The sequence below is a fragment of the Streptomyces sp. ISL-11 genome (genome assembly GCF_018614525.1).
In the GTDB taxonomy this organism is placed as follows: domain Bacteria; phylum Actinomycetota; class Actinomycetes; order Streptomycetales; family Streptomycetaceae; genus Streptomyces.
The window spans coordinates 21,325-42,550 of the sequence record NZ_JAGGOL010000015.1 but is presented as its reverse complement, the minus strand read 5'-3'; the positions used below and the strand labels follow the sequence as shown (position 1 = coordinate 42,550).

At 73.2% G+C, this 21,226-nt stretch carries 22 protein-coding genes; 18 read left to right on the top strand and 4 right to left on the bottom strand.

Translation table 11 applies throughout. The annotated features are described in order from the left end of the window. Positions 1–69: 69 nt before the first annotated feature. The 5 genes from folP to J7E86_RS03790 all read left to right on the top strand — a co-directional run bounded on the left by folP (position 70) and on the right by J7E86_RS03790 (position 3,378). A complete protein-coding gene (folP, locus tag J7E86_RS03810; protein ID WP_215079715.1) occupies positions 70–975 on the top strand; it encodes a dihydropteroate synthase in 906 nt (301 codons plus the stop codon). After that, positions 972–1,451, top strand: coding sequence for a nuclear transport factor 2 family protein (locus J7E86_RS03805; RefSeq protein ID WP_215079713.1), 480 nt, complete (start codon positions 972–974; stop codon positions 1,449–1,451). The genes folP and J7E86_RS03805 overlap by 4 nt, the downstream gene beginning before the upstream one ends. A gap of 387 nt (positions 1,452–1,838) precedes the next feature. After that, positions 1,839–2,198: a dihydroneopterin aldolase gene (gene folB / locus J7E86_RS03800; RefSeq protein ID WP_215079711.1), complete on the top strand. Its 360-nt coding sequence runs from the start codon at positions 1,839–1,841 to the stop codon at positions 2,196–2,198. Continuing rightward, complete coding sequence (folK, locus tag J7E86_RS03795; protein WP_215079709.1) at positions 2,195–2,788, top strand: 2-amino-4-hydroxy-6-hydroxymethyldihydropteridine diphosphokinase; 594 nt, start codon at positions 2,195–2,197, stop codon at positions 2,786–2,788. Before folB ends, folK begins: the two co-directional genes overlap by 4 nt. A gap of 95 nt (positions 2,789–2,883) precedes the next feature. Further along, positions 2,884–3,378: a DUF3180 domain-containing protein gene (locus tag J7E86_RS03790; protein ID WP_215079707.1), complete on the top strand. Its 495-nt coding sequence runs from the start codon at positions 2,884–2,886 to the stop codon at positions 3,376–3,378. A gap of 30 nt (positions 3,379–3,408) precedes the next feature. Here J7E86_RS03790 and J7E86_RS03785 read toward each other — a convergent pair whose 3' ends face one another. Further along, complete coding sequence (locus J7E86_RS03785) at positions 3,409–4,587, bottom strand: ABC transporter ATP-binding protein (protein ID WP_215079705.1); 1,179 nt, start codon at positions 4,585–4,587, stop codon at positions 3,409–3,411. A gap of 128 nt (positions 4,588–4,715) precedes the next feature. Between J7E86_RS03785 and J7E86_RS03780 the strand changes: the two genes are divergently transcribed. From J7E86_RS03780 to J7E86_RS03765, 4 genes are all read left to right on the top strand, one after another. Further along, complete coding sequence (locus J7E86_RS03780; RefSeq protein WP_215079703.1) at positions 4,716–5,441, top strand: ABC transporter permease; 726 nt, start codon at positions 4,716–4,718, stop codon at positions 5,439–5,441. Next, entirely contained in the window at positions 5,441–6,190 is a 750-nt protein-coding gene (locus tag J7E86_RS03775) for an ABC transporter permease (RefSeq protein WP_215079701.1), read from the top strand. The genes J7E86_RS03780 and J7E86_RS03775 overlap by 1 nt, the downstream gene beginning before the upstream one ends. Before the next feature lie 92 nt (positions 6,191–6,282). Then, a complete protein-coding gene (locus J7E86_RS03770) occupies positions 6,283–7,263 on the top strand; it encodes an ABC transporter substrate-binding protein (protein ID WP_215079699.1) in 981 nt (326 codons plus the stop codon). A 182-nt stretch (positions 7,264–7,445) separates the two neighbouring features. Then, positions 7,446–8,435 (top strand): hypothetical protein, encoded by a 990-nt coding sequence (locus J7E86_RS03765; RefSeq protein ID WP_308312454.1) that lies wholly within the window; start codon positions 7,446–7,448, stop codon positions 8,433–8,435. Between the two features lie 79 nt (positions 8,436–8,514). Here the strand turns inward: J7E86_RS03765 and J7E86_RS03760 are convergent, their stop codons facing one another. After that, complete coding sequence (locus J7E86_RS03760; protein WP_215079695.1) at positions 8,515–9,666, bottom strand: NADH-quinone oxidoreductase subunit D; 1,152 nt, start codon at positions 9,664–9,666, stop codon at positions 8,515–8,517. 13 nt (positions 9,667–9,679) lie between these two features. Beyond that, complete coding sequence (locus J7E86_RS03755) at positions 9,680–10,708, bottom strand: SAM-dependent methyltransferase (protein ID WP_215079693.1); 1,029 nt, start codon at positions 10,706–10,708, stop codon at positions 9,680–9,682. A 121-nt stretch (positions 10,709–10,829) separates the two neighbouring features. Here J7E86_RS03755 and J7E86_RS03750 point away from each other — a divergent pair, with 121 nt between their 5' ends. Both J7E86_RS03750 and J7E86_RS03745 read left to right on the top strand, forming a co-directional pair. Then, a complete protein-coding gene (locus tag J7E86_RS03750; RefSeq protein WP_215079759.1) occupies positions 10,830–12,029 on the top strand; it encodes a histidine kinase in 1,200 nt (399 codons plus the stop codon). A 52-nt stretch (positions 12,030–12,081) separates the two neighbouring features. Beyond that, on the top strand, positions 12,082–12,756 hold the full coding sequence (locus tag J7E86_RS03745) for a response regulator transcription factor (RefSeq protein WP_215079691.1): 675 nt from the start codon (positions 12,082–12,084) through the stop codon (positions 12,754–12,756). A 417-nt stretch (positions 12,757–13,173) separates the two neighbouring features. On the opposite strand, the gene J7E86_RS03740 is transcribed toward J7E86_RS03745, so the two are convergent. Next, entirely contained in the window at positions 13,174–14,259 is a 1,086-nt protein-coding gene (locus tag J7E86_RS03740; protein WP_215079689.1) for a DUF5937 family protein, read from the bottom strand. A gap of 98 nt (positions 14,260–14,357) precedes the next feature. Between J7E86_RS03740 and J7E86_RS30700 the strand changes: the two genes are divergently transcribed. The 7 genes from J7E86_RS30700 (at position 14,358) to J7E86_RS03705 (ending at position 21,160) form a co-directional block, all read left to right on the top strand. Continuing rightward, positions 14,358–14,708, top strand: a complete 351-nt coding sequence (locus J7E86_RS30700) for a hypothetical protein (protein ID WP_251018618.1) — start codon at positions 14,358–14,360, stop codon at positions 14,706–14,708. 165 nt (positions 14,709–14,873) lie between these two features. Next, complete coding sequence (locus J7E86_RS03730; RefSeq protein WP_215079686.1) at positions 14,874–15,794, top strand: Rossmann-like and DUF2520 domain-containing protein; 921 nt, start codon at positions 14,874–14,876, stop codon at positions 15,792–15,794. Further along, the gene (gene panC, locus J7E86_RS03725) at positions 15,791–16,663 is read left to right on the top strand and encodes a pantoate--beta-alanine ligase (protein ID WP_215079684.1); all 873 of its coding nucleotides are present in this window, start codon (positions 15,791–15,793) and stop codon (positions 16,661–16,663) included. Before J7E86_RS03730 ends, panC begins: the two co-directional genes overlap by 4 nt. Next, a complete protein-coding gene (locus J7E86_RS03720; protein WP_215079682.1) occupies positions 16,660–18,378 on the top strand; it encodes an L-aspartate oxidase in 1,719 nt (572 codons plus the stop codon). Before panC ends, J7E86_RS03720 begins: the two co-directional genes overlap by 4 nt. After that, entirely contained in the window at positions 18,365–19,384 is a 1,020-nt protein-coding gene (nadC, locus tag J7E86_RS03715; RefSeq protein WP_215079680.1) for a carboxylating nicotinate-nucleotide diphosphorylase, read from the top strand. Before J7E86_RS03720 ends, nadC begins: the two co-directional genes overlap by 14 nt. Then, on the top strand, positions 19,384–20,181 hold the full coding sequence (locus tag J7E86_RS03710; protein ID WP_215079678.1) for a type III pantothenate kinase: 798 nt from the start codon (positions 19,384–19,386) through the stop codon (positions 20,179–20,181). The genes nadC and J7E86_RS03710 overlap by 1 nt, the downstream gene beginning before the upstream one ends. A 295-nt stretch (positions 20,182–20,476) precedes the next feature. Continuing rightward, on the top strand, positions 20,477–21,160 hold the full coding sequence (locus tag J7E86_RS03705; RefSeq protein ID WP_215079676.1) for a hypothetical protein: 684 nt from the start codon (positions 20,477–20,479) through the stop codon (positions 21,158–21,160). Positions 21,161–21,226: the final 66 nt, after the last annotated feature.

The following is a 21,226-nucleotide window of genomic DNA, read 5'->3' as shown; positions in this document are numbered from 1 at the left end:
GCAGGCGGCCACGCGGCAAAGACGGCCCGCAGCCGAACGACCCGCCGGACACGGCCTAGGCTGGTTGCCATGAGTACGTTGCGCGGTCGATTCGGGCCCGACGGTCTGCCGGAGTGGGACCGCTGTGCGGTGATGGGCGTGGTCAATGTCACGCCCGATTCGTTCTCCGACGGCGGTCGCTGGTTCGACACCGAAGTGGCGATCAAGCGGGGGCTCGACCTGGTCGCCGGCGGCGCCGACCTGGTCGACGTGGGTGGCGAGTCCACCCGCCCCGGGGCGTCGCGGGTGGACGAGGGCGAGGAGCTGCGCCGGGTGGTCCCGGTCGTCCGCGGGCTGGCGGCCGAGGGCGTGGTCGTGTCGGTGGACACGATGCGCGCCGCGGTCGCGGAGGCGGCCATCGAGGCCGGCGCGGTGCTGGTCAACGACGTGAGCGGGGGACTCGCGGATCCGGCGATGGTGCCGGTGGTGGCCACGGCCGGGGTGCCGTTCGTCGTGATGCACTGGCGTGGTTTCAGCTCGGACATGAACAGCCGGGCGGTGTACGGGGACGTGGTCGGCGAGGTGCTGGCCGAGCTGCGGCAGCGGCTGGACGCCGTGGTCGACGCGGGCGTGGATCCGGCCCGCCTGGTGGTGGACCCGGGGCTGGGCTTCGCCAAGAACGCCGAGCACGACCTGGCACTGGTGGCCGAGCTGGGCCGGCTCGGCCGGGAGCTGGGCCGCCCGATCCTGGTGGCGGCGTCCCGCAAGCGGTTCCTGGGCCGGGTGCTGGCCGCGCCCGACGGCAGCCCGCCGCCGGCCCGGGAGCGGGACGCGGCGACGGCCGCGGTCTCCACGATCGCGGCGCGCGAGGGCGCGTGGGCCGTTCGGGTGCACGAGGTGCGGCCGAACGTGGACGCGGTGCGGGTGGTGCGGGCCGTGGAGGACGCGGCGCTGGCGGCGGAGGCGGCCCGGGTGGCCGCCGGGGAGGCCGTGTGAGCGCCGCTCGTACGGACAACGAGCGGGTCGAACTCGCCAATACCGCGCTCTACGAGGCGGTGGAGCGCGGCGACACGGCGGCCATGGGGGAGATGTGGCTGGACGATGCCGACGCCGAGGTGTCGTGCGTGCACCCCGGGTGGCCGGTGCTGCGCGGGCGGGGCGAGGTGCTCCGCTCGTATGCGCTGATCATGGCGAGCACCGACTACATCCAGTTCTTCCTCACGGACGTCGAGGTCTCGGTGGCCGGCGACACGGCCCTGGTGACCTGCACGGAGAACATCCTCAGTGGCGGGCCGGCGGAGACCGAGGGCGAGCTGGGGCCGCTGGTCGGGCAGCTGGTCGTGGCGACGAACGCCTTCCGGCGGGTCGGCGAGGAGTGGAAGGTGTGGTCGCACCACGGCTCGCCGGTCCTGGCGGGGCGCGAGGACGAGGAGGAGGGCCCGGAGGCCGGGGACGGCGAGGCGGCGGGCTGAGGACCCCGCACGGGCCCGGGGCGGGGCGGCGGGGGCGCGCCGGTACCGCACGCCTGGGCGGCGCGTCAGTCAGGATGTCGCGCACCACTCGTTCGGGCTGCTCGGAGCGTGGGTAGGGGTGGAGCGTGGGGGCGTCGGGTAAGCGCGGCGGGAGCCGGTCGGTGTGACGAGGGTCGGCTCGGCCGGAGCATCCCGCAGAAGTCCCGAGGTTCGTGAATATCCGTAGATGTCCTGAGATATCTCCAGCGCCCTTGGCGTCCATGTGCGAGTGCTGTCGGTGCTCGCAGGTAGATTCGAGTGGGCACCCCGGCCGACGGCGGGGGACGGGCGACGCACCGGAGACCCGGTGCGCACTCGCCATACCGACGACCAGCAGGAGTGATTCGTGTGGATCGTGTCGCGCTGCGCGGCTTGAAGGCTCGCGGGCACCACGGGGTGTTCCCCCGGGAGCGCGAGGAGGGCCAGACCTTCATCGTGGACCTGGTGCTGAGCCTGGACACCCGGCCCGCCGCGGCCGCCGACGACCTCACGAAGACCGTGCACTACGGCGTGGTGGCGGAGGAGGTCGTCGATGTCGTCCAGGGCGAGCCCGTGGATCTGATCGAGACACTCGCCGAGCGGATCGCCGAGCAGTGTCTCAAGCACGACGCGGTACGGGAGGTCGAGGTGGTCGTGCACAAGCCGGACGCCCCGATCACCGTGCCCTTTGACGATGTGACGATCACTATTACCCGGAGCCGAGTATGAGCAGCAGCGACCCGACCGTGCAGCCGGTGCCCGCCTCCGTGGTGGAGCAGGTCGACGCGGCGGACGTGACCTTGAGCAACCCCAAACGGGCCGTGATCTCGCTGGGCAGCAATCTGGGCAACCGCCTGGAGACCCTCCAGGGCGCGATCGACGCGCTGGAGGACACGCCCGGCCTGCGGGTCAAGGCGGTCTCCCCGGTGTACGAGACCGAGCCCTGGGGCGTCGAGCCGGGCACCCAGCCGTCGTACTACAACGCCGTGGTCCTGGTGAAGACGACCCTGCCGCCGTCCTCGCTGCTGGAGCGCGGCCAGGCGATCGAGGAAGCCTTCGAGCGGGTCCGGGACGAGCGCTGGGGCCCGCGGACGCTCGACGTCGACATCGTCTCCTACCAGGACGTGGTCTCCGACGAGCCCGTGCTGACCCTGCCGCACCCGCGCGCCCACCAGCGCGCCTTCGTGCTGGCGCCGTGGCACGACGTGGACCCGGAGGCCGTGGTCCCCGGGCACGGCGCGGTCGTCGAGCTGCTGGCGCAGGTGGGCCTCGGCGGCGTGGCACCGCGGGTGGACCTGGAACTCCGTCTGCCCGAGTAGACGTTGGGATCATGTCGTTCGGGCGCACGGATCGCTTCGGCGCACGGATCGTTTCGACACACTGACGGACGGATGAGATGAGAGGCGACGGCTCGGTGAAGCAACTTCGGATCGGCGTGCTGGTCGGGCTGTTCGCCGTGGCCGGGGTGGTGTCCTGGGCGGGCGCCCGGCTGTGGGACGCGTTCGGCACCCTGCCGAGCGTGCCGGTGGCGGCGCCCATCGTGCTGGCGGTCATCGCCGTCGTCCTCACCGCCACGGCCCTCTCGCTCCGCGCCCGGCTGCGGGCCCAGCGCGAGCGGCGGCCCGGCGCGAAGGGCGTGGACCCGCTGCTGGCCGCCCGCGCGGTCGTCTTCGGCCAGGCCAGTGCGCTGGTCGCGGCCCTGGTGGCGGGGATGTACGGCGGCGTCGGCGTCTTCCTCCTCATCGCCGGGGTGGACACCACGGCCCGCCGCGACCAGGTCATCTACGCCGGCACGTCGGTCCTGGCGGGCGCGGGCGTGATCGCGGCGGCCTTCTTCCTGGAGCGGGTCTGCAAGCTCCCGGAGGACGACGACGAGGACCACGGAGGGCCGGGGGCGGCGCCGGCGTAGGGGCCGCCTTTCGAGCCCGGCCGGGGCCGGCTACGCGTCCGCCACCGTCTCCACTCTCACATCCGCACGGGCGGAGCCGGCCGCATCAGCGGCCGTGGAGCGCCGCAGGGCCTCGTGCAGGCGCGCCGGCGTCAGTACGCCCAGGAAATGGTCGGCGCGCTCGCCGTCGAGGACGGCGATCCACCCCGCGTCGTGCTGGAGCATCGTGCTGAACGCCTGCTTGAGCGAGGCTCCCACCGGCAGCCAGGCGTCCATGCGGCGGGCGTGGTCGCGGACCGTGCCCCCCTTCCTCGCCTTCGCGCCGGTGAGCGCGTCGGCGGAGATCCAGCCGTGGAGGTGGTCGGCGTCGTCCAGGACCACGGCCCAGCGCGCGCCCTCGTCGGCGAGCCGTGCCGCCGCCCGGTCCGCGGCGTCGTCGAGGTGCACGACCGGCGGCTGTTCGAGGTCGCCGGGCTCGATGGAGGTGACCGACAACCGCTTGAGCCCGCGGTCGGCCCCCACGAAGTCGGCGACGTACGGCGTGGCCGGGGCGCCGAGCACGGCCGACGGCGGGTCGAACTGTTCGATGCGCCCGTGCCCGTAGACCGCGATGCGGTCACCGAGACGGACGGCCTCCTCGATGTCGTGCGTCACGAAGAGCACGGTCTTGCGCACCTGCGACTGGAGCCGCAGGAACTCGTTCTGCAGGTGCTCGCGGACCACCGGGTCCACCGCGCCGAAGGGTTCGTCCATCAGCAGGACGGGCGGGTCGGCGGCCAGGGCGCGGGCCACCCCGACGCGCTGGCGCTGCCCGCCGGAGAGCTGGTCGGGGTAGCGGTCGCCGTAGACCGACGGGTCGAGCCCGACGAGCTCCAGCAGCTCGGCGGCGCGGGTTCGGGCCCGCTTGCGCTGCCAGCCCAGCAGGTGCGGGACGGTCGCGGTGTTGTCGAGCACCGTCTTGTGCGGGAAGAGGCCGACCTGCTGGATGACGTAGCCGATCCGGCGGCGCAGCTCGACGGGGTCGACCGTGGCGATGTCCTTGCCGTCAAGGAGGATCCGGCCCTCGGTCGGCTCGATCAGCCGGTTGACCATCTTCATCGTGGTGGTCTTGCCACAGCCGGACGGCCCGACGAGGGTGACCAGCTCGCCCTCCGCCACCTCGAAGGACAGGTCGTCCACGGCGGTGGTGCCGTCGGCGTAGCGCTTGGTGACGTGCTCGAAGCGGATCATGATTCCCCATTCTGGCCGTACTCGCTTCCGACATTGTTGCCGTTGTGTGGCGCCGGACTCGAATGTCAGTGCCCGGGGTTAGGGTCGCCAGTAACCGACGGTCAAGGCCCAGGGGGAGGTGAGGGCGTATGGCGGACCAGAGCTGCTTGGTCACCAACGACTGGATCTGCGGTGAGTACGTGCGCACGCGCGGACAGGAGCTGGCGGACGCCACGCTCCAGCACATCGGCATCACGCTCGCGTCGGTGGGCATCGGCCTGCTCGTCGCGTTCCCGCTGGCGCTGCTGGCACGCAGACGGCGGGTGGTGGCGGCCCCCGTGCTGGGCCTGACCACCGTGCTCTACACCGTGCCGTCGCTGGCCATGTTCTCGCTGCTGGTGCCGGTCTTCGGCCTGTCGGTGTCGGTCGTGGTCACCGGCCTGGTGCTGTATTCGCTGACGATCCTCGTGCGGAACATCCTGGCCGGGCTCGCCGCCGTGCCCGAGGAGGCCCGCGAGGCGGCGCGCGGCATGGGATACGGGCCGGTGCGGCTGCTGTTCGGGGTGGAGCTCCCGCTGGCGCTGCCCGCGCTGATGGCCGGGCTGCGGATCGCCACGGTCTCCACGGTCTCGCTCACCACCGTCGGCTCGATCATCGGCTACGGCGGGCTGGGCAACCTCATCCTGGAGGGCCTGCGCGGCTACTTCAAGGCGCAGGTGCTCACCGCGTCGGTGCTGTGCGTGGTGCTGGCGGTCCTGGCCGACCTCGTCCTGCTGCTCGTCCAGCGGCTGTTGACGCCGTGGGCGCGCGTGAAGCGCCGCCGGAGTCCGGGCGACGGCCCGGTGAAACGGCCGGCCGGGCAGGCGGTGGCCTGATGGGCGTCATCGAGAGGACGTGGACGTGGCTGTCCACCGGCGCGCACTGGACCGGTGCGGACGGCGTGTGGCAGCGCCTCGACCAGCATCTGTACCTCACCGCGGTGAGCCTGTTGCTCTCCTGCGCGATCGCCCTGCCCGTCGCCGTGGTGCTCGGCCACCTGGGCAAGGGTGGTGCCCTGGCGGTGAACCTGTCCAATGCGGGACGGGCGGTGCCGACGTTCGCGGTGCTGGTGCTGTTGCTGCTCAGCCCCCTGGGGACGCACGGCTCCTGGCCCACCGTCATCGCGCTGGTGCTGTTCGCGATTCCGCCGGTGCTGACCAACGCCTATGTGGGGATGCGCGGGGTGGACCGCGACATGGTCGAGGCCGCGCGCGGCATGGGGATGACGGGGCGTCAAGTGGTCGCCAGGGTCGAGCTGCCGCTCGCCTTTTCGCTGATCATGACGGGTGTGCGGACCGCCGCCGTGCAGATCGTGGCCACCGCCACGCTCGCCGCGCTGGCCGGCGGCGGCGGACTGGGGCGGATCATCACGGCCGGCTTCCGGCTCACCGACACCGCGCAGGTGGTGGCCGGGGCGCTGCTGGTGGCGGCGTTCGCGCTGCTGGTGGAGGCCGTGTTCGTCCTCCTGGAGCGGCTGCTGGATCCGGTGCGCCGCCGTGCCCGGCGCATACGCGGCCGGGCGGCGGGCAGCGACGGCCCGGCGGCACCCGCCGAGTCCCTGCCGGCCGTGGGCACCCCCGCCTGAGCCGGGCCGCTCCTGACGCTTGACCGAGGGGCGGCCGGGCAGGGACAACCGGGCATGGACGTACGGACGTTTACCGAATGGATGGAGTTCCCATGAGCAGCACCCCGCGTCGAGCGCGGACCGCGCGCGCCCTGCTGGCGGCGGCCGGTATCGCCACCTTGACGGCGGGCCTCGCCGCCTGCGGTGGCGACAGCCTGGAGAAGTCCGGCGGCGGGGACGCGTCCGCGAAGCCGGGGCAGGGGACGCTGGTGGTCGGAGCGGCCTCCTTCACCGAGTCCAAGGTGCTCGCGGAGATATACGCGGGCCTGCTCGAGGACGCCGGATATTCGACGAAGATCAAGACCGTCGACGCCCGCGAGCTGTATGAACCGGCTTTGGAGTCCGGTGAGATCGATGTCGTACCGGAGTACGCGGCGACGCTCGCCGAATTCCTGAACAAGAAGCAGAACGGCAAGGACGCGCCCGCCGTCGCCTCCGCCGACGCCGAGGCCACGGTGAAGGCCCTGCGGAAACTCGCCGAGCCCCGCGGCCTCAAGGTCCTCGACGCCGGCCGCGCGGTCGATCAGAACGCCTTCGCCGTGACCGAGAAGTTCGCCGAGGAGCACGGGCTCAAGACGCTTTCCGATCTTGGAAAGTCGAAGCAGCGGGTCAAGCTCGCGGCGGGTGACGAATGCCCCCAGCGGCCCTTCTGCCAGCCGGGCCTGGAGAAGACCTACGGCATCGACATCACCGGCATCCACCCGCTGGAGGTCGGCAGCGCCCAGGCCAAGCAGGCGGTCAAGGACGGCAAGGACCAGCTGCTGCTGACCACCACCACGGACGCCACGCTCGAACAGTTCGGTCTCGTCCTGCTCAAGGACGACAAGAACCTTCAGAACTCCGACAACGTCCTGCCCGTGGTGAATGCGAAGAAGGCGGGTTCGCAGAAGATCGCCGATGCGCTCACCAAGCTCACCAGGGTGCTGACCACGGAGGACCTCACCGAACTCAACAAGAAGGTGGACGCCCAGCGGCTCAAGCCCGCCGATGTGGCCGCTCAGTACCTCAAGGAGAAGAAGCTGCTCTCGAAGTAGAGAAGCGGGGGAGAAGTAAGATCAAGGGAAGAGTTTGGCAGTGGGGTCACACTCCCGAGGCGACGCACGGTAAGTTTCAGGCCATGCCACGAGGACGCCACCGCCATTCGCCGCCCCTGCACAGGCTTCTTCCCCCATCGACGGTCGCCGCGACATCGGTCGCCTGCGCCGCCGGTGCCTGGGTGGTAGGTGAAACGGTCGTCATCCGAAGTCTCGCCGCGGCGGCGGCCGCCGCCGCGGTGGTCGGCGCCGTGCTGATGCGCCGTTGGGACCGCTCCGCGGGCAAGCGGGTCGCCCAGCTCACCGCCGCCCGGGTCCGCGACGAGTGGAAGACCGACGAGCGGATAGCCGAGCTGGAGACGGAGCTGGAGGAGGCCCGCGCCGCCCGGGCCACGCTGGAGGGCAGGCTGCGCGGCAAGCGCACCGAACTGGCCCGGCTCCGCACCGAGCACGCCGACCTCCTGCGCCGCTACGCCACCGCCGAGACCGAGCGGGCCGGCGCGCTGGAGAGCAGCCGGGTCGCGCGCGGCATCCTGCCCCGGTCCCGGGCCGCGAAGGCCCTGGAGACGGGCGCGCCGGCCGGCACCCCCGGCTCGTACGTCGCGGCGTCCGCCTACCGCAAGGCCGCCGAGGCGCTGCGCGACCTGGAGAGCAATGCCGCCCGGCAGCGGCGGGCAGCGGAGGAAGCCGAGCGGTCGAAGACCTCCGCCACCGAGGCCACCGGCCCGGTGACGGAGCTCAAGCCCGTGGCTCCGGCGGCCGAGCGGCCCCGCAAGGCCGAACCGACCCGGGACGCGAAGCCGGCGAAGGCGGCGAAGCCCCTGGAGTTCGCGAAGCCCGCGGAGTCCGTGAAGAAGGCGGCGAAGGCCGCTCAGGACGCCGCCGGATCCGCCGACGGGTCCCGGCCCGCGCCCATCACGGCACAGCTCGCCGCACGGCGCCCCGCGTCGCGCACCCAGGGCGGGTTCGACTTCTTCGGCACCCAGCGGCCCCTGCCCGCACGGCCCGTCGAGGAGACCGACCTCGCGGACGTCGTCGGCGAGGAGGCGCTCGCCCAGGCGGAGGCCGAGTCCGCGGGCGAGGGCGACGCGAAGGACGGCATCATCGACCTGACCGCGCACGACGAGACCGAGCAGATAGACGTCGCGCACCTGCGCAGCGCCATCTCCTAGCCTTCGCCGCTCGGATACGGAACAACCCCCGGCGGTCGCCCCGCCGGGGGTTGTTCCGTATCGAGCACCCGGTGCCCGGCTACTTGTCGATGTCGCCGACGACGAAGAACAGCGAACCCAGGATCGCCACCATGTCCGAGACCAGCGTCCCCGGCAGCAGCTCGGTCAGCGCCTGGATGTTGTTGAACGACGCCGACCGCAGCTTCAGGCGGTAGGGCGTCTTGTCGCCCTTGGAGACCAGGTAGTAGCCGTTGAGGCCGAGCGGGTTCTCGGTCCAGGCGTACGTCGAGCCCTCCGGGGCCTTCAGCACCTTCGGCAGCCGCTGGTTGATCGGGCCCGGCGGGAGGCCGGCGATCCGGTCCAGGCACGCCTCGGCCAGCTCCAGGGCGTTGTGCGTCTGCTCCAGCAGGCACTCGAAGCGCGCCAGGCAGTCGCCGTCCTCGCGGGTGACGACCTTCAGCGTGTCCTGGAGCTCCCCGTACGCGAGGTACGGCTCGTCGCGGCGCAGGTCGAAGTCGACGCCGGACGCGCGGGCGATGGGACCGCTCACCCCGTACGCGTGCACCGCCTCGCGCGAGAGCGTGCCGACGCCGCGCGTACGGCCCCGGAAGATCTCGTTGCCGAGCACGAGCCGGTCGTAGACGTCCATGCGGGAGGAGACCTGGGCCACCGCGTGCCGGGCCCGGCCCAGCCAGCCGGCGGGCAGGTCCTCCTTCAGGCCGCCGACGCGGTTGAACATGTAGTGCATCCGGCCGCCGGAGACCTCCTCCATCACCGTCTGGAGCTCCTCGCGCTCGTGGAAGGCGTGGAAGACGGGCGTGATGCCGCCGAGCTCCAGGGGATAGGAGCCGAGGAACATCAGGTGGTTGAGCACCCGGTTCAGCTCGGCCAGGAGCGTGCGGGTCCACACCGCGCGCTCGGGCACCTCCATGCCGAGCATCCGCTCCACGGCCAGGACGACACCGAGCTCGTTGGAGAACGCCGACAGCCAGTCGTGGCGGTTCGCCAGCATGATGATCTGCCGGTAGTCGCGCGCCTCGAACAGCTTCTCCGCGCCCCGGTGCATATAGCCGACGACGGGCTCGGCGTGCTGGATCCGCTCCCCGTCCAGGACGAGCCGCAGCCGCAGCACGCCGTGCGTGGAGGGGTGCTGCGGTCCGATGTTGAGCACCATGTCCGTGCTCTCCGCCGCGCCGCCGATCCCGACTGTCGTCTCAGAGGTAGGGGCCATGGACAGTAGTTTGTCAGCCTTCCCCGGCCGACGGTCCCGCGGCGGGGTCCCGGCCCGCCTCCAGCAGCCCCGCGCAGGCGTCACCGACGGGCTGTACGAGCCAGCCGAAGCCGCCCAGACCCGCCGGGGCCGTCAGCTCCGCCGCCTCGCCGGCCGCCGCCAGCGCCCGTACGTAACCGGCCGGATCGGACGAGGCCAGCGACAGCGGCGGGCGGCCGCCGTCCACGCCGAGGGCGCGCAGCGCCGCCCGCTGGGTCAGCAGCGAGCTGCCCGGCCCGGCGCACGCGTCCAGGGCGACGTGCGCGGTGATGTCGCACGAGCCGTCCGGTACGGGCCGCACCTCGCGGCCCTCGCGGAACCCCGCCAGCGTCCCGAAGGGCGGCCGGCTCCCGCGTTCGTGCGCGTAGTCGACGGCGACGGCCAGCCCCGCCCGCAGGCTCCCCACGGCCCGCGCCCAGGCGGCGTCCCGGGGCCGGCCGATCTCGGCGCGGCTGCCGGGCGGTGCCCCGTCGAGGGGCCACCAGCGGGCGAGCCAGGCGGCGTCCTCGCCGCGCACCGGTTCGCCGAGGAGCTCCTCGCCGTCCTCCTGCACCCGCACTTCGCGCGCGGTGCCCTCCGCGTCCGCCTCGGCGAGGTCCAGCGGGACGTTGTCGAGCCACTCGTTGGCGAAGAGCAGCCCCTCGACGCCGGTGGGGATGTCACTCAGCCAGGTGATGCGCCGGTCCAGGCCCGCGGGGCGGTCCGCGCGTTCCACGGCGTACGGCCGCAGCCGCCCGGCCAGCTCGTCGGGGACCGCCGCGAGCACTCCGGTCAGCAGCTCGCCCCGGCCCGCCCCGACGTCCGTGAACGCCAGCTCCGCCGGGTGCCCGAGCGCGGCGTCGACGCGACGCAGCAGGCCGGCGACGGCGCCCGCGTAGAGGGGGGAGGCGTGCACAGAGGTACGGAAGTGCCCGGCCGGGCCTTCGGGTCGCCGGTAGAAGCCGTTCGGGCCGTAGAGGGCGGCCTCGGTGGCGGCCCGCCAGGTTCGTGTTCCGCTTGCCATACGCATACGCTATGCGCCCTTCGTGGCCACACCGCCTCCACCTTGCGGAGTAGGCGGGGCGCCGTCGGATCGATCGTCGGGTTGACCCTGGCACGTACGCGGCATGCCTACGCTGGGTGACGTGCAGCGCCTCTACGACTTCCTCCGCAGGCACCCGACGGGTGTGGACAGCTTCTGGGCCGTTTTGCTGTTCGGGCTCAACGGCCTGGCCATCGCCGAGGAGACCGTGGGGCGGCAGGGGAAGATCACGGCCCTGGCCGTCTCGGTGCCGCTCTGCCTGGTGATCGCCCTGCGGCGGCGGGCACCGGTGAAGATGCTGCTGCTGGCCACCGTGGCCGGGGTGGCGCAGCTCGTCCTGGACTCGGAACAGCAGCTGGCCGACTTCGCCATGCTGGTGATCATCTACACGGTCGCGTCCGGCCCGGTGCGCTGGGCCTCGCGGTACGCCCTGATCGGCGGGCTGCTCGCGCCACTGATCGCGACATTGCGCTGGGGCGGCAACGCCGGCCAGTCCGTCAGCGACCACATCATCGGCACCGTCTTCATGACCGTCCCCTTCGTGCTGGCCTGGGTGCTCGGCGACTCGGTGCGCACCCGCCGCGCGTACTGGGCGCAGCTGGAGGAGCGCGCCGGCCGCCTGGAGAAGGAGCGCGAGCAGCAGGGCCGGATGGCGGTGGCCGCGGAGCGGGCCCGCATCGCGCGCGAGCTGCACGATGTCGTCGCGCACAACGTCTCGGTGATGGTGGTCCAGGCGGACGGCGCCGCCTACGTCCTGGACGCCTCGCCCGAGCAGGCCAAGCAGGCACTGGAGACGATCTCCGGCACCGGCCGGCAGGCCCTGGCCGAGATGCGCCGGCTGCTGGGCGTGCTGCGCACCGAGGAGGGCGGCGAGGGCGGCGAGTACGTGCCGCAGCCCGACGTGGAGCAGATCGGCGAGCTCGTGGAGCAGGTCCGCGGGGCCGGCCTGCCGGTGGACTTCCAGGTCGAGGGCGCGCCCAGGCCACTGCCCAGCGGCGTGGAACTGACCGCGTACCGCATCGTGCAGGAGGCCCTCACCAACACCCGCAAGCACGGCGGACCGGACGCCGGCGCGAGCGTACGACTGACCTACTTCGACGACGGGCTCGGCCTGCTGGTCGAGGACGACGGCCGGGGCGCGCAGCACGAGCTCTACGAGTCGGGCGGCGTCGACGGCATGGGCCACGGCCTGATCGGCATGCGCGAGCGCGTCGGCATGGTCGGGGGCACCCTGGACGCGGGACCGCGGCCGGGCGGCGGCTTCCGGATCAGCGCGCTGCTGCCGATCAAACCGAGCCGCTGACAACTGCTGCACACTTACGTTCCGACCGAACGGCTAGGAAAGGGACGACCGTATGTCGATCCGCGTGATGCTCGTCGACGACCAGGTGCTGCTGCGCACCGGATTCCGCATGGTGCTGGCGGCCCAGCCCGACATGGAGGTCGTCGCCGAGGCGGGAGACGGCGCGGAGGCTCTGGAGGTGCTGGCCGGCACGACGGTGGACGTCGTCCTGATGGACGTGCGCATGCCGAGGCTGGACGGTGTGGAGGCGACCCGTCGCATCTGCGCGCAGGACGGCGCCCCGAAGGTGCTCATCCTGACCACCTTCGACCTCGACGAGTACGCGTTCTCCGCGCTCAAGGTCGGGGCGAGCGGCTTCATGCTCAAGGACGTGCCGCCGGCCGAACTGCTGGGCGCGATCCGGGCCGTCCACAGCGGCGACGCCGTCGTCGCCCCCAGCACGACGCGCCGCCTGCTGGACCGTTTCACCCCCATGCTCCCGAGCACCCACCCGGAGCCGGCCGGCGCCGAACTGGGCCGGCTCACCGAGCGGGAGCGCGAGGTCATGCTGCTGGTGGCCCAGGGCCTCTCCAACGGCGAGATCGCGGCCCGCCTGGTCCTGTCGGAAGCGACGGTCAAGACGCACGTGGGCCGCATCCTCACCAAGCTCGGCCTGCGGGACCGGGTGCAGGTGGTGGTGATGGCGTACGAGAGCGGCCTGGTGAGGGCGGGCGGGGGCGCTAAGTAGAGCCCGGTCCGGGGGCATCTCCCGGGCCGTCCGGAGGCCCCTCCCGGCCCGTCCGGGGGCACCTCCCGGCCCGTCTGGGGGCACCTCCCAGCGTTAGCTGGGGGAGTTTGAGGACACCGTGGCCGGGGGCGGAGCCCCGAGTACGGCCACCTCCAGCCGGTCCGGCGCTTGAGGACCGGGGTCCGGGCGGAGCCCCGAGTACGGCCACCTCCAGCCGGTCCGGCGCTTGAGGACCGGGGTCCGGGCGGAGCCCCGAGTACGGCCACCTCCAGCCGGTCCGGCGCTTGAGGACCGGGGTCCGGGCGGAGCCCCGAGTACGGCCACCTCCAGCCGGTCCGGCGCTTGAGGACACCAGGGCCCGGGGCGGAGCCCCGGTTCGGGAAGGGGCGGGGAGGGGAAAAGGAAACCCTCCACCCCCTACCGCAGCACCGTCTCCAGAAAATCGCTCCCGATCCGCGCCACCGCCGTCAAATCCAGCTGATGCAGCACATACCGCCCCCTCCGCCGCGTACTCAGCAACCCCGCCTTCTTCAGCACAGCGATATGCCGGGACACCTCAGGCGGCGTCAGCCCGTAAGACGTGGCCAGCTCACTCGTCGTGTGCGGCCCGCGCGCCAGGCTCTGGCACATCCGCATCCGCGCCGGATGGCGCAGCGCCTCCAGTCGCTGCTGGACCAGCTGGGGAGCGGCGCCCTGCGGGATCTCGGGGCCCGCGACGGGGTACTGGATCACCGGCTGCCAGCCGGGGCGGTAGACGAGCAGCAGGTGCGGCCAGCCGAAGGCCGTCGGGACGAACGTGATGGCGTTCCCGTACGCCTTGGTCCGGCCGTTGGCCAGCTTGTCGACGACGATGCGGTGGCGGTCCTCGCTGAGCGACACGGCGGGGGAGACGGCCGCGAGGGCCTCGGTCAGGCCCTTGCGGCGCAGCAGGTCGCCCTTGTGGCGGGCGTCGGCGGCGAGCTGCACCTGCACGCGCTGCCAGTTGTCGCCGAAGAACGCCTCCTCGCAGTCCTCGAAGAGGCGGCGCAACCAGGCCCGCAGGGCCGTCGGGTTCTCCAGCATCCGCTGGGTGAACTCCGCCTGGCGCGGGCCCCGGGCGGCGGCGAGCTCCCTGATCCGCGCCCGCGCCCGCAGGTCGGTCAGCGGGGACGGGACCGACTCCCGCTCGTAGTCGCCCGAGCAGGTGATCTCGAAGACGGCGGTCACGAACGAGTCGTCGTCCATGCGGTCGAGGTCATCGAGCTCTTCGGCCAGCGTGGCCCGGGGCGCGGGGGGCAGCAGGATGTCCGAGCGCATCGAGCGCCACAGGAAGTCGGCCTCGGTCAGCCGGTCGGCGAGGTCGGGCTTGAGCGAGGACGCGGTGGCCGTGGCCCAGCCGTGCAGCCCGGGGTGGTGCGCGGGCTCGGACAGCGCGTGCAGCATGGCGCCCAGCTCGGCCAGCGGGGAAGGGCTGAACACGATGCGCTCGGGCGGCAGTCCGGTGATGTCGATGTCCACGCTCATGGGCTCATATTCCCCTCCTTTCGCAGGTCGGGCCGCCGATTGACGTTCCTCGTCAATCGACGCGCCGACCGTGCGCCGACTGATCCACAGTGATCGTCATGGACGCCACACAGCAGCACCTCCTCGACCTCTACCGCGCCTCCCAGCACCACGACCCCGCACCGCCCGCCCCGGGCGAGGGCGAGTGGCGGCTCGCGCGGGAATTCCGTACCTGGCGCGAATTCCAGGCCGTCGTCGCCGGCCGCACCCCCGGCACCGGCACCCGCCGGGCCGCACTGCTCCGCCTCCTCCGTCCGCAGCGGCCCGCCGCCTCCACCGCACCGACGGCTCCCATGGCCGGCGCGGAGCAGCAGACCCCGGCTCCCGCCCGGACCGCTCCCCTTCAGACCGCTCCCCTCCCGACCGCCCCCCTCCAGACGTGCTCCGGTCCGGCCACGCCCCGAGCATGACGCACGGGTCGCCCGGGCCCCGGGTTGTCCACAGGTGACCGCGGGACCGCCCCGCGAGTTATCCACAGGGCTGGGGACGCCCGGAGCGGCCGCCGTTCACTCGCGTAGCATGACGAGGGAATCGTCCGGTACCCCCCGCGGACTGGAACGGAAGGCCATCGCCGCGTGAACGCACACCCCATCCCGGAGCACCCGAGCCCGCAGGACCGGCCCGCCAGGCTCACCGTCGGCGTCGTCGGCGCGGGCCGCGTCGGCCCTTCGCTCGCCGCCGCCCTCCGGCTCGCCGGACACCGCCCGGTCGCCGCCTCCGGAGTCTCGGACGCCTCGGTGCGCCGGGCCGCGGCCCTCCTCCCGGACGTCCCGCTCGTCCCGCCCGCCGAAGTGCTCGCGCGCGCCGAGCTGGTCCTGCTCACCGTTCCCGACGACGTCCTGCCCGGACTCGTCGCCGGGCTCGCCGAGACCGGCGCCGTCCGCCCCGGGCAGCTCCTCGTGCACACCTCGGGCCGCCACGGCACCGCCATCCTGGACCCGGCCCGCCGGGCCGGCGCCCTGCCGCTCGCCCTGCACCCCGCCATGACCTTCACGGGCACGCCGGTGGACGTCGACCGGCTCGCGGGCTGCTCGTTCGGTGTCACCGCCCCCGAGGAGCTGCGGCTCGCCGCGGAGGCCCTGGTCATCGAGATGGGCGGCGAGCCCGAGTGGGTGGAGGAGAGCGCCCGCCCGCTCTACCACGCCGCCCTCGCCATGAGCTCGAACCACCTGGTCACCCTGGTCGCCCAGGCCATGGAGCTGCTGCGCGCCGCCGGCGTCGCCGCCCCCGACCGCATGCTCGGCCCCCTGCTCGGCGCCTCCCTCGACAACGTCCTGCGCAGCGGCGACGCCGCCCTCACCGGCCCGGTGGCCCGCGGCGACGCCGGGACCGTCGCCGCCCATGTCGCCGAGCTGCGCGCCCACGCGCCCCAGGCCGTCGCCGGGTATCTGGCGATGGCCCGTACGACCGCGGACCGCGCCCTCGCGCACGGCCTGCTCAAGCCCGAACTGGCGGAGGACCTGCTCGGCGTCCTCTCGGACGGAGGAAACGCATGACCCCCCGGATCGGCCTCACCCGCACCGCCGAGGAGCTGCGGGCCCTGCCCCGCGCGGGCCGCCGCGCCGTGGTCATGACGATGGGCGCCCTGCACGAGGGCCACGCCACCTTGATCCGCACCGCCCGCGAGCTGGCCGGACCCGAGGGCCAGGTCGTCGTCACGGTCTTCGTCAACCCGCTCCAGTTCGGCGCCGGCGAGGACCTCGACCGCTATCCGCGCACCCTCGACGCCGACGTGGAGATCTCCGGGAAGGCCGGCGCCGACACCGTCTTCGCGCCCGCCGTCGAGGAGGTCTACCCCGGCGGCGAACCGCAGGTGCGGATCACCGCCGGCCCCATGGGCGAGCGCCTCGAAGGCGCCTCCCGCCCCGGTCACTTCGACGGCATGCTCACCGTCGTCGCCAAGCTCCTCCACCTCACCCAGCCGGACCTCGCGCTCTACGGGCAGAAGGACGCCCAGCAGCTCGCGCTGATCCGCCGCATGGTGCGCGATCTCAACTTCCCCGTCGAGGTCGTCGGCGCGCCCACCGTCCGCGAGGGCGACCACCTCGCGCTCTCCAGCCGCAACCGCTATCTCTCGGCGGCCGACCGGACCACCGCACTGGAGATCTCCCGCGCCCTGCTCACCGCCCGGCAGGAGGCCCCCCTCGGCGCCGGCGCCGTCCGCCGCTCGGCCGGCGCCGTCCTCGACGCCGCCGCCCGCCTGGACCCGCCGCTCCTCCTCGACTACCTCGCCCTCGTCGACCCCGCGGACTTCACCGAGGTCCCCGACGGCCACACCGGCGAGGCCGTCCTCGCCGTCGCCGCCAAGGTGGGCGCCACCCGCCTGATCGACAACATCCCCCTGGACCTCGGAGCACAGCGATGACCGGCATACGACTCCACGCTCCGAACCCCGGCTGGGCGGTCGACGCCGACGTCGTCGTCATCGGCTCCGGCGTCGCCGGACTGACCGTCGCGCTGCGCTGCGCCGCCGCCGGTGCGAAGGTCACCGTCGTCACCAAGGCGCGCCTGGACGACGGTTCCACCCGCTGGGCCCAGGGCGGCATCGCGGCCGCGCTCGGCGAGGGCGACACCCCCGAACAGCACCTCGACGACACCCTCGTCGCGGGCGCCGGCCTCTGCTCCGACGACGCCGTACGGGCCCTGGTCACCGAGGGCCCCGACGCGGTGCGCCGGCTGATCGCCACCGGCGCCGAGTTCGACACCGACGCCGACAGCGGCAAGATCCTGCTGACCCGCGAGGGCGGCCACCACCGCCGCCGGATCGCCCACGCCGGCGGCGACGCCACCGGCGCCGAGATCTCCCGCGCGCTCGTCGAGGCCGTACGCGAGGCCGGTATCGAGACCATCGAGCACGCCCTGGTCCTCGACCTCCTCAAGGACGCCGAGGGCCGCGCCGCCGGTGTCACGCTGCACGTCATGGGCGAGGGCCGCCGCGACGGCGTCGGCGCCGTGCGCGCCGGAGCCGTCGTGCTGGCCACCGGCGGCATGGGCCAGGTCTTCTCGGCGACCACCAACCCCGCCGTCTCCACCGGCGACGGCGTCGCCCTCGCCCTGCGCGCCGGGGCGGAGGTCTCCGACCTGGAGTTCGTCCAGTTCCACCCCACCGTCCTGTGGCTCGGCCCCGACGCCGAGGGCCAGCAGCCCCTGGTGTCGGAGGCGGTCCGCGGCGAGGGCGCGTATCTCGTCGACGCCGACGGCCACCGCTTCATGGCCGGCGCACACGAGCTCGCCGAGCTGGCCCCCCGCGACATCGTCGCCAAGGGCATCATGCGCCGCATGCAGGAAAAGGGCGCCGAGCACATGTACCTCGACGCCCGCCACTTCGGCGCAGAGATGTGGGCCCACCGCTTCCCCACGATCCTCGCGGCCTGCCGGGCGCACGGCATCGACCCGGTGACGGAGCCGATCCCCGTCGCGCCGGCCGCGCACTACGCCTCCGGCGGTGTACGGACCGACCTGCGGGGCCGCACCAGCATCGCGGGCCTCTACGCCTGCGGTGAGGTCGCCTGCACGGGCGTGCACGGCGCCAACCGGCTGGCGTCCAACTCCCTGCTGGAGGGCCTGGTCTTCGCCGAGCGCATCGCCGCGGACATCACCGCCCCCCTGCCGGAGCCCGCCCCCGTCCACGCCGAGGCGCGGACCGGTGCCGGCACGCCCATGGCAGGTCAGCCGCCGGCCGACCTGATCGCCCCCGAGCTGCGCGTCACGATCCAGCGGATCATGACCGAGGGCGCCGGGGTGCTGCGCTCGCGGAAGAGCCTGGAACAGGCCGCGGCGGAGCTGGACCGCATAGCCTTGGAGGCCGACGGGAAGGCCGGACCCGGCACGGAGTGCTGGGAGACGACCAACCTCCTGCTCGTGGCACAGGTCCTCGTCGCGGCCGCCCTGCGGCGCGAGGAGACCCGCGGCTGCCACTGGCGCGAGGACTTCCCCGACCGTGACGACGCCGCCTGGCGTCGCCACCTCCTGGTGACCCTCCACCAGGACCACACGTTCGCCGTCTCCCGCACGGACTCGGCCGCCTTCCCGCCCGTCAACCCCCTCCGTCCCCAAGGAGTCCGCCGTGAGCACCCCTGACGAACTCGTCCTGCACACGATCGCCCTGCCGGGCGACGAACCCGCCGAAGCGATGATCGGCGGCTGCGGCGAGGGCTGCGGCTGCGGTGAGATGTTCGAGGACGACCTGCCGGAGTGCGGCCTCGACCCCGCCCTCGCGGCCCTGCTGACCGAGGCGGGCCTGAACCCGCTCCAGGTCGAGGACCTCGCCCACCTCGCCGTCGAGGAGGACCTCGACGGCGGTGAGGACGTCACCACCGTCGCCACCATCCCCGCGGACGCCGTCGCCACCGGTGACTTCACCGCCCGCGAGGACGGCACCGTCGCCGGACTGCGCGTCGCCGAGGCGATCCTGTCCGTCGTCTGCACCGACGAGTTCGAGGTCGAGCGGCACGTCGAGGACGGCGACCGGGTCACGGCCGGCCAGAAGCTGCTGTCCGTGCGCACCCGCACCCGCGACCTGCTCACCGCCGAGCGCAGCGCGCTCAACCTGCTGTGCCGCCTGTCCGGCATCGCCACCGCCACCCGCGAGTGGTCCGACATCCTCAAGGGCACCAAGGCCGCCGTCCGCGACACCCGCAAGACCACGGTCGGCCTGCGCGCCCTGGAGAAGTACGCCGTGCGCTGCGGCGGCGGCGTCAACCACCGGATGTCCCTGTCGGACGCCGCGCTCATCAAGGACAACCACGTCGTCGCGGCCGGCGGCATCGCCGAGGCGTTCCGTGCCGTACGCGCCCGCTTCCCGGACGTGCCGGTCGAGGTCGAGGTCGACCGCCTCGACCAGATCGAGGCGGTCCTCGCCGAGGGCGCCGACCTGATCCTGCTCGACAACTTCACCCCGGAGCAGACCCGCGAGGCCGTCGAACTCGTCGCCGGCCGCGCCATGCTGGAGTCGTCGGGCCGCCTGACCCTCGTCAACGCCCGGGCCTACGGCGAGACCGGCGTCGACTACCTCGCGGTCGGTGCCCTCACCCACTCCGCCCCGGTCTTCGACATCGGCCTGGACCTGCGGGAAGAGACCGCCTGATGCTGCTCACCATCGATGTCGGCAACACCCACACCGTCCTGGGCCTGTTCGACGGCGAGGACATCGTCGAGCACTGGCGGATCTCCACCGACGCGCGCCGCACCGCCGACGAACTGGCCGTCCTGCTCCAGGGCCTGATGGGCATGCACCCGCTGCTCGGCGAGGAGCTGGGTGACGGCATCGACGGCATCGCCATCTGCTCCACGGTCCCCTCCGTCCTGCACGAGCTCCGCGAGGTCACCCGCCGCTACTACGGCGACGTGCCCGCGGTCCTGGTCGAGCCGGGCGTCAAGACCGGTGTGCCGATCCTCATGGACAACCCCAAGGAGGTCGGCGCGGACCGGATCGTCAACGCCGTCGCGGCCGTCGAGCTCTACGGCGGCCCCTGCGTCGTCGTCGACTTCGGCACCGCCACCACCTTCGACGCGGTCAGCGCGCGCGGCGAGTACACCGGCGGTGTGATCGCCCCCGGCATCGAGATCTCCGTCGAGGCGCTGGGCGTCAAGGGCGCGCAGCTGCGGAAGATCGAGCTGGCCCGGCCGCGCAGCGTCATCGGCAAGAACACCGTCGAGGCCATGCAGTCCGGCATCCTCTACGGCTTCGCGGGCCAGGTCGACGGCGTCGTCAACCGCATGGCCCGCGAGCTGGCCGACGATCCGGACGACGTCACGGTCATCGCCACCGGCGGCCTGTCGCCGCTGGTGGTCGGCGAGGCGTCGGTCATCGACGAGCACGAGCCGTGGCTCACGCTCATCGGCCTGCGCCTGGTCTACGAGCGCAATGTGACCCGCATCTAGGCGGTGGCCGGTGGGTCATGTGAGCGGGCGGCTGCGGGGCCGTGTCGTGCGCACCGACCGCTGCGCGGCGGTGTCCTCAATCTCCCCCAGCGGTAGCTGGGGGAGATTGAGGACGCGCCCGCAGGGCGCCCGCCGCCGCAGGCGGCAAAGACGGCCCGCAGCCGAAGATCCGCCGCACACGGCCTAGCCCCGCACCCGGCGCCCATCCGGCCCGTTCCGGCTCCTACCGGTCCCTTTCGGCCCGCGCGTGGAGGCAACCGACGGGCCGCTCCGACGGTCCTGTCAGCTGCGGTACATGATCGTGCACATGATGGGCGTGGAGCGTATGGGCGGAACGCGGACAATGCGGTGGCTGACGGCCGCCGCCTCGGTGGCGGCGGCCGGGCTGGTCCTGGCCGCCGTCCCGGCGCGCGCCCAGGTGCCGCCGCGCGCCGACTACCAGGCCATCGCCCACCCCGTGGTCGGCCGGATCGGCCAGACCGTCGAGGTCGAGCTGGGCGTGCGCAACGGCGGGCCGGGCCCGGCCGGCGGCCCGGCGGGCGGCCCCGGCTCGGGCGTGTACGAGGTGACGCCGCCGGAGGGCACCACGATCACCGCCACGCCCCCGCCGACCGGTGGCGGCAGACAGCCGTGTGTGGCCAAGGCCGTCCCCGCCCGGGACGCGGCCGGATATCTCTGCGCCATCGGCGAGAACTTCCCCGCGGGCGACCGCGAGACGCTGAGCTTCCGGGTCCGCATCGACAGGAAGGTCGAGGGCGCGGAGGGCCGGGTGCACATCGTCGAACGCGACGGGGCGCACACCCCCGACCCGGACCCGGCCAACGACTCGGCGCCGATCCGCGTGGAGGTCGTCGACCCCGCGCCCGCGCCGCCCGCCGATCCGGACACCACCGGCACCCTGCTGCTGGCCACGACCTCCGGCACCGCGATCTCCGCGGGTGCGATAGCGCTGGGCGTCACGCGTCGCAGACAGCGCTGAAGGGGTTTCTCCGCGTTGTGCGCACCCCCGCTGCGCGGTGGTGTCCTCAATCGCCGGACGGGCTGA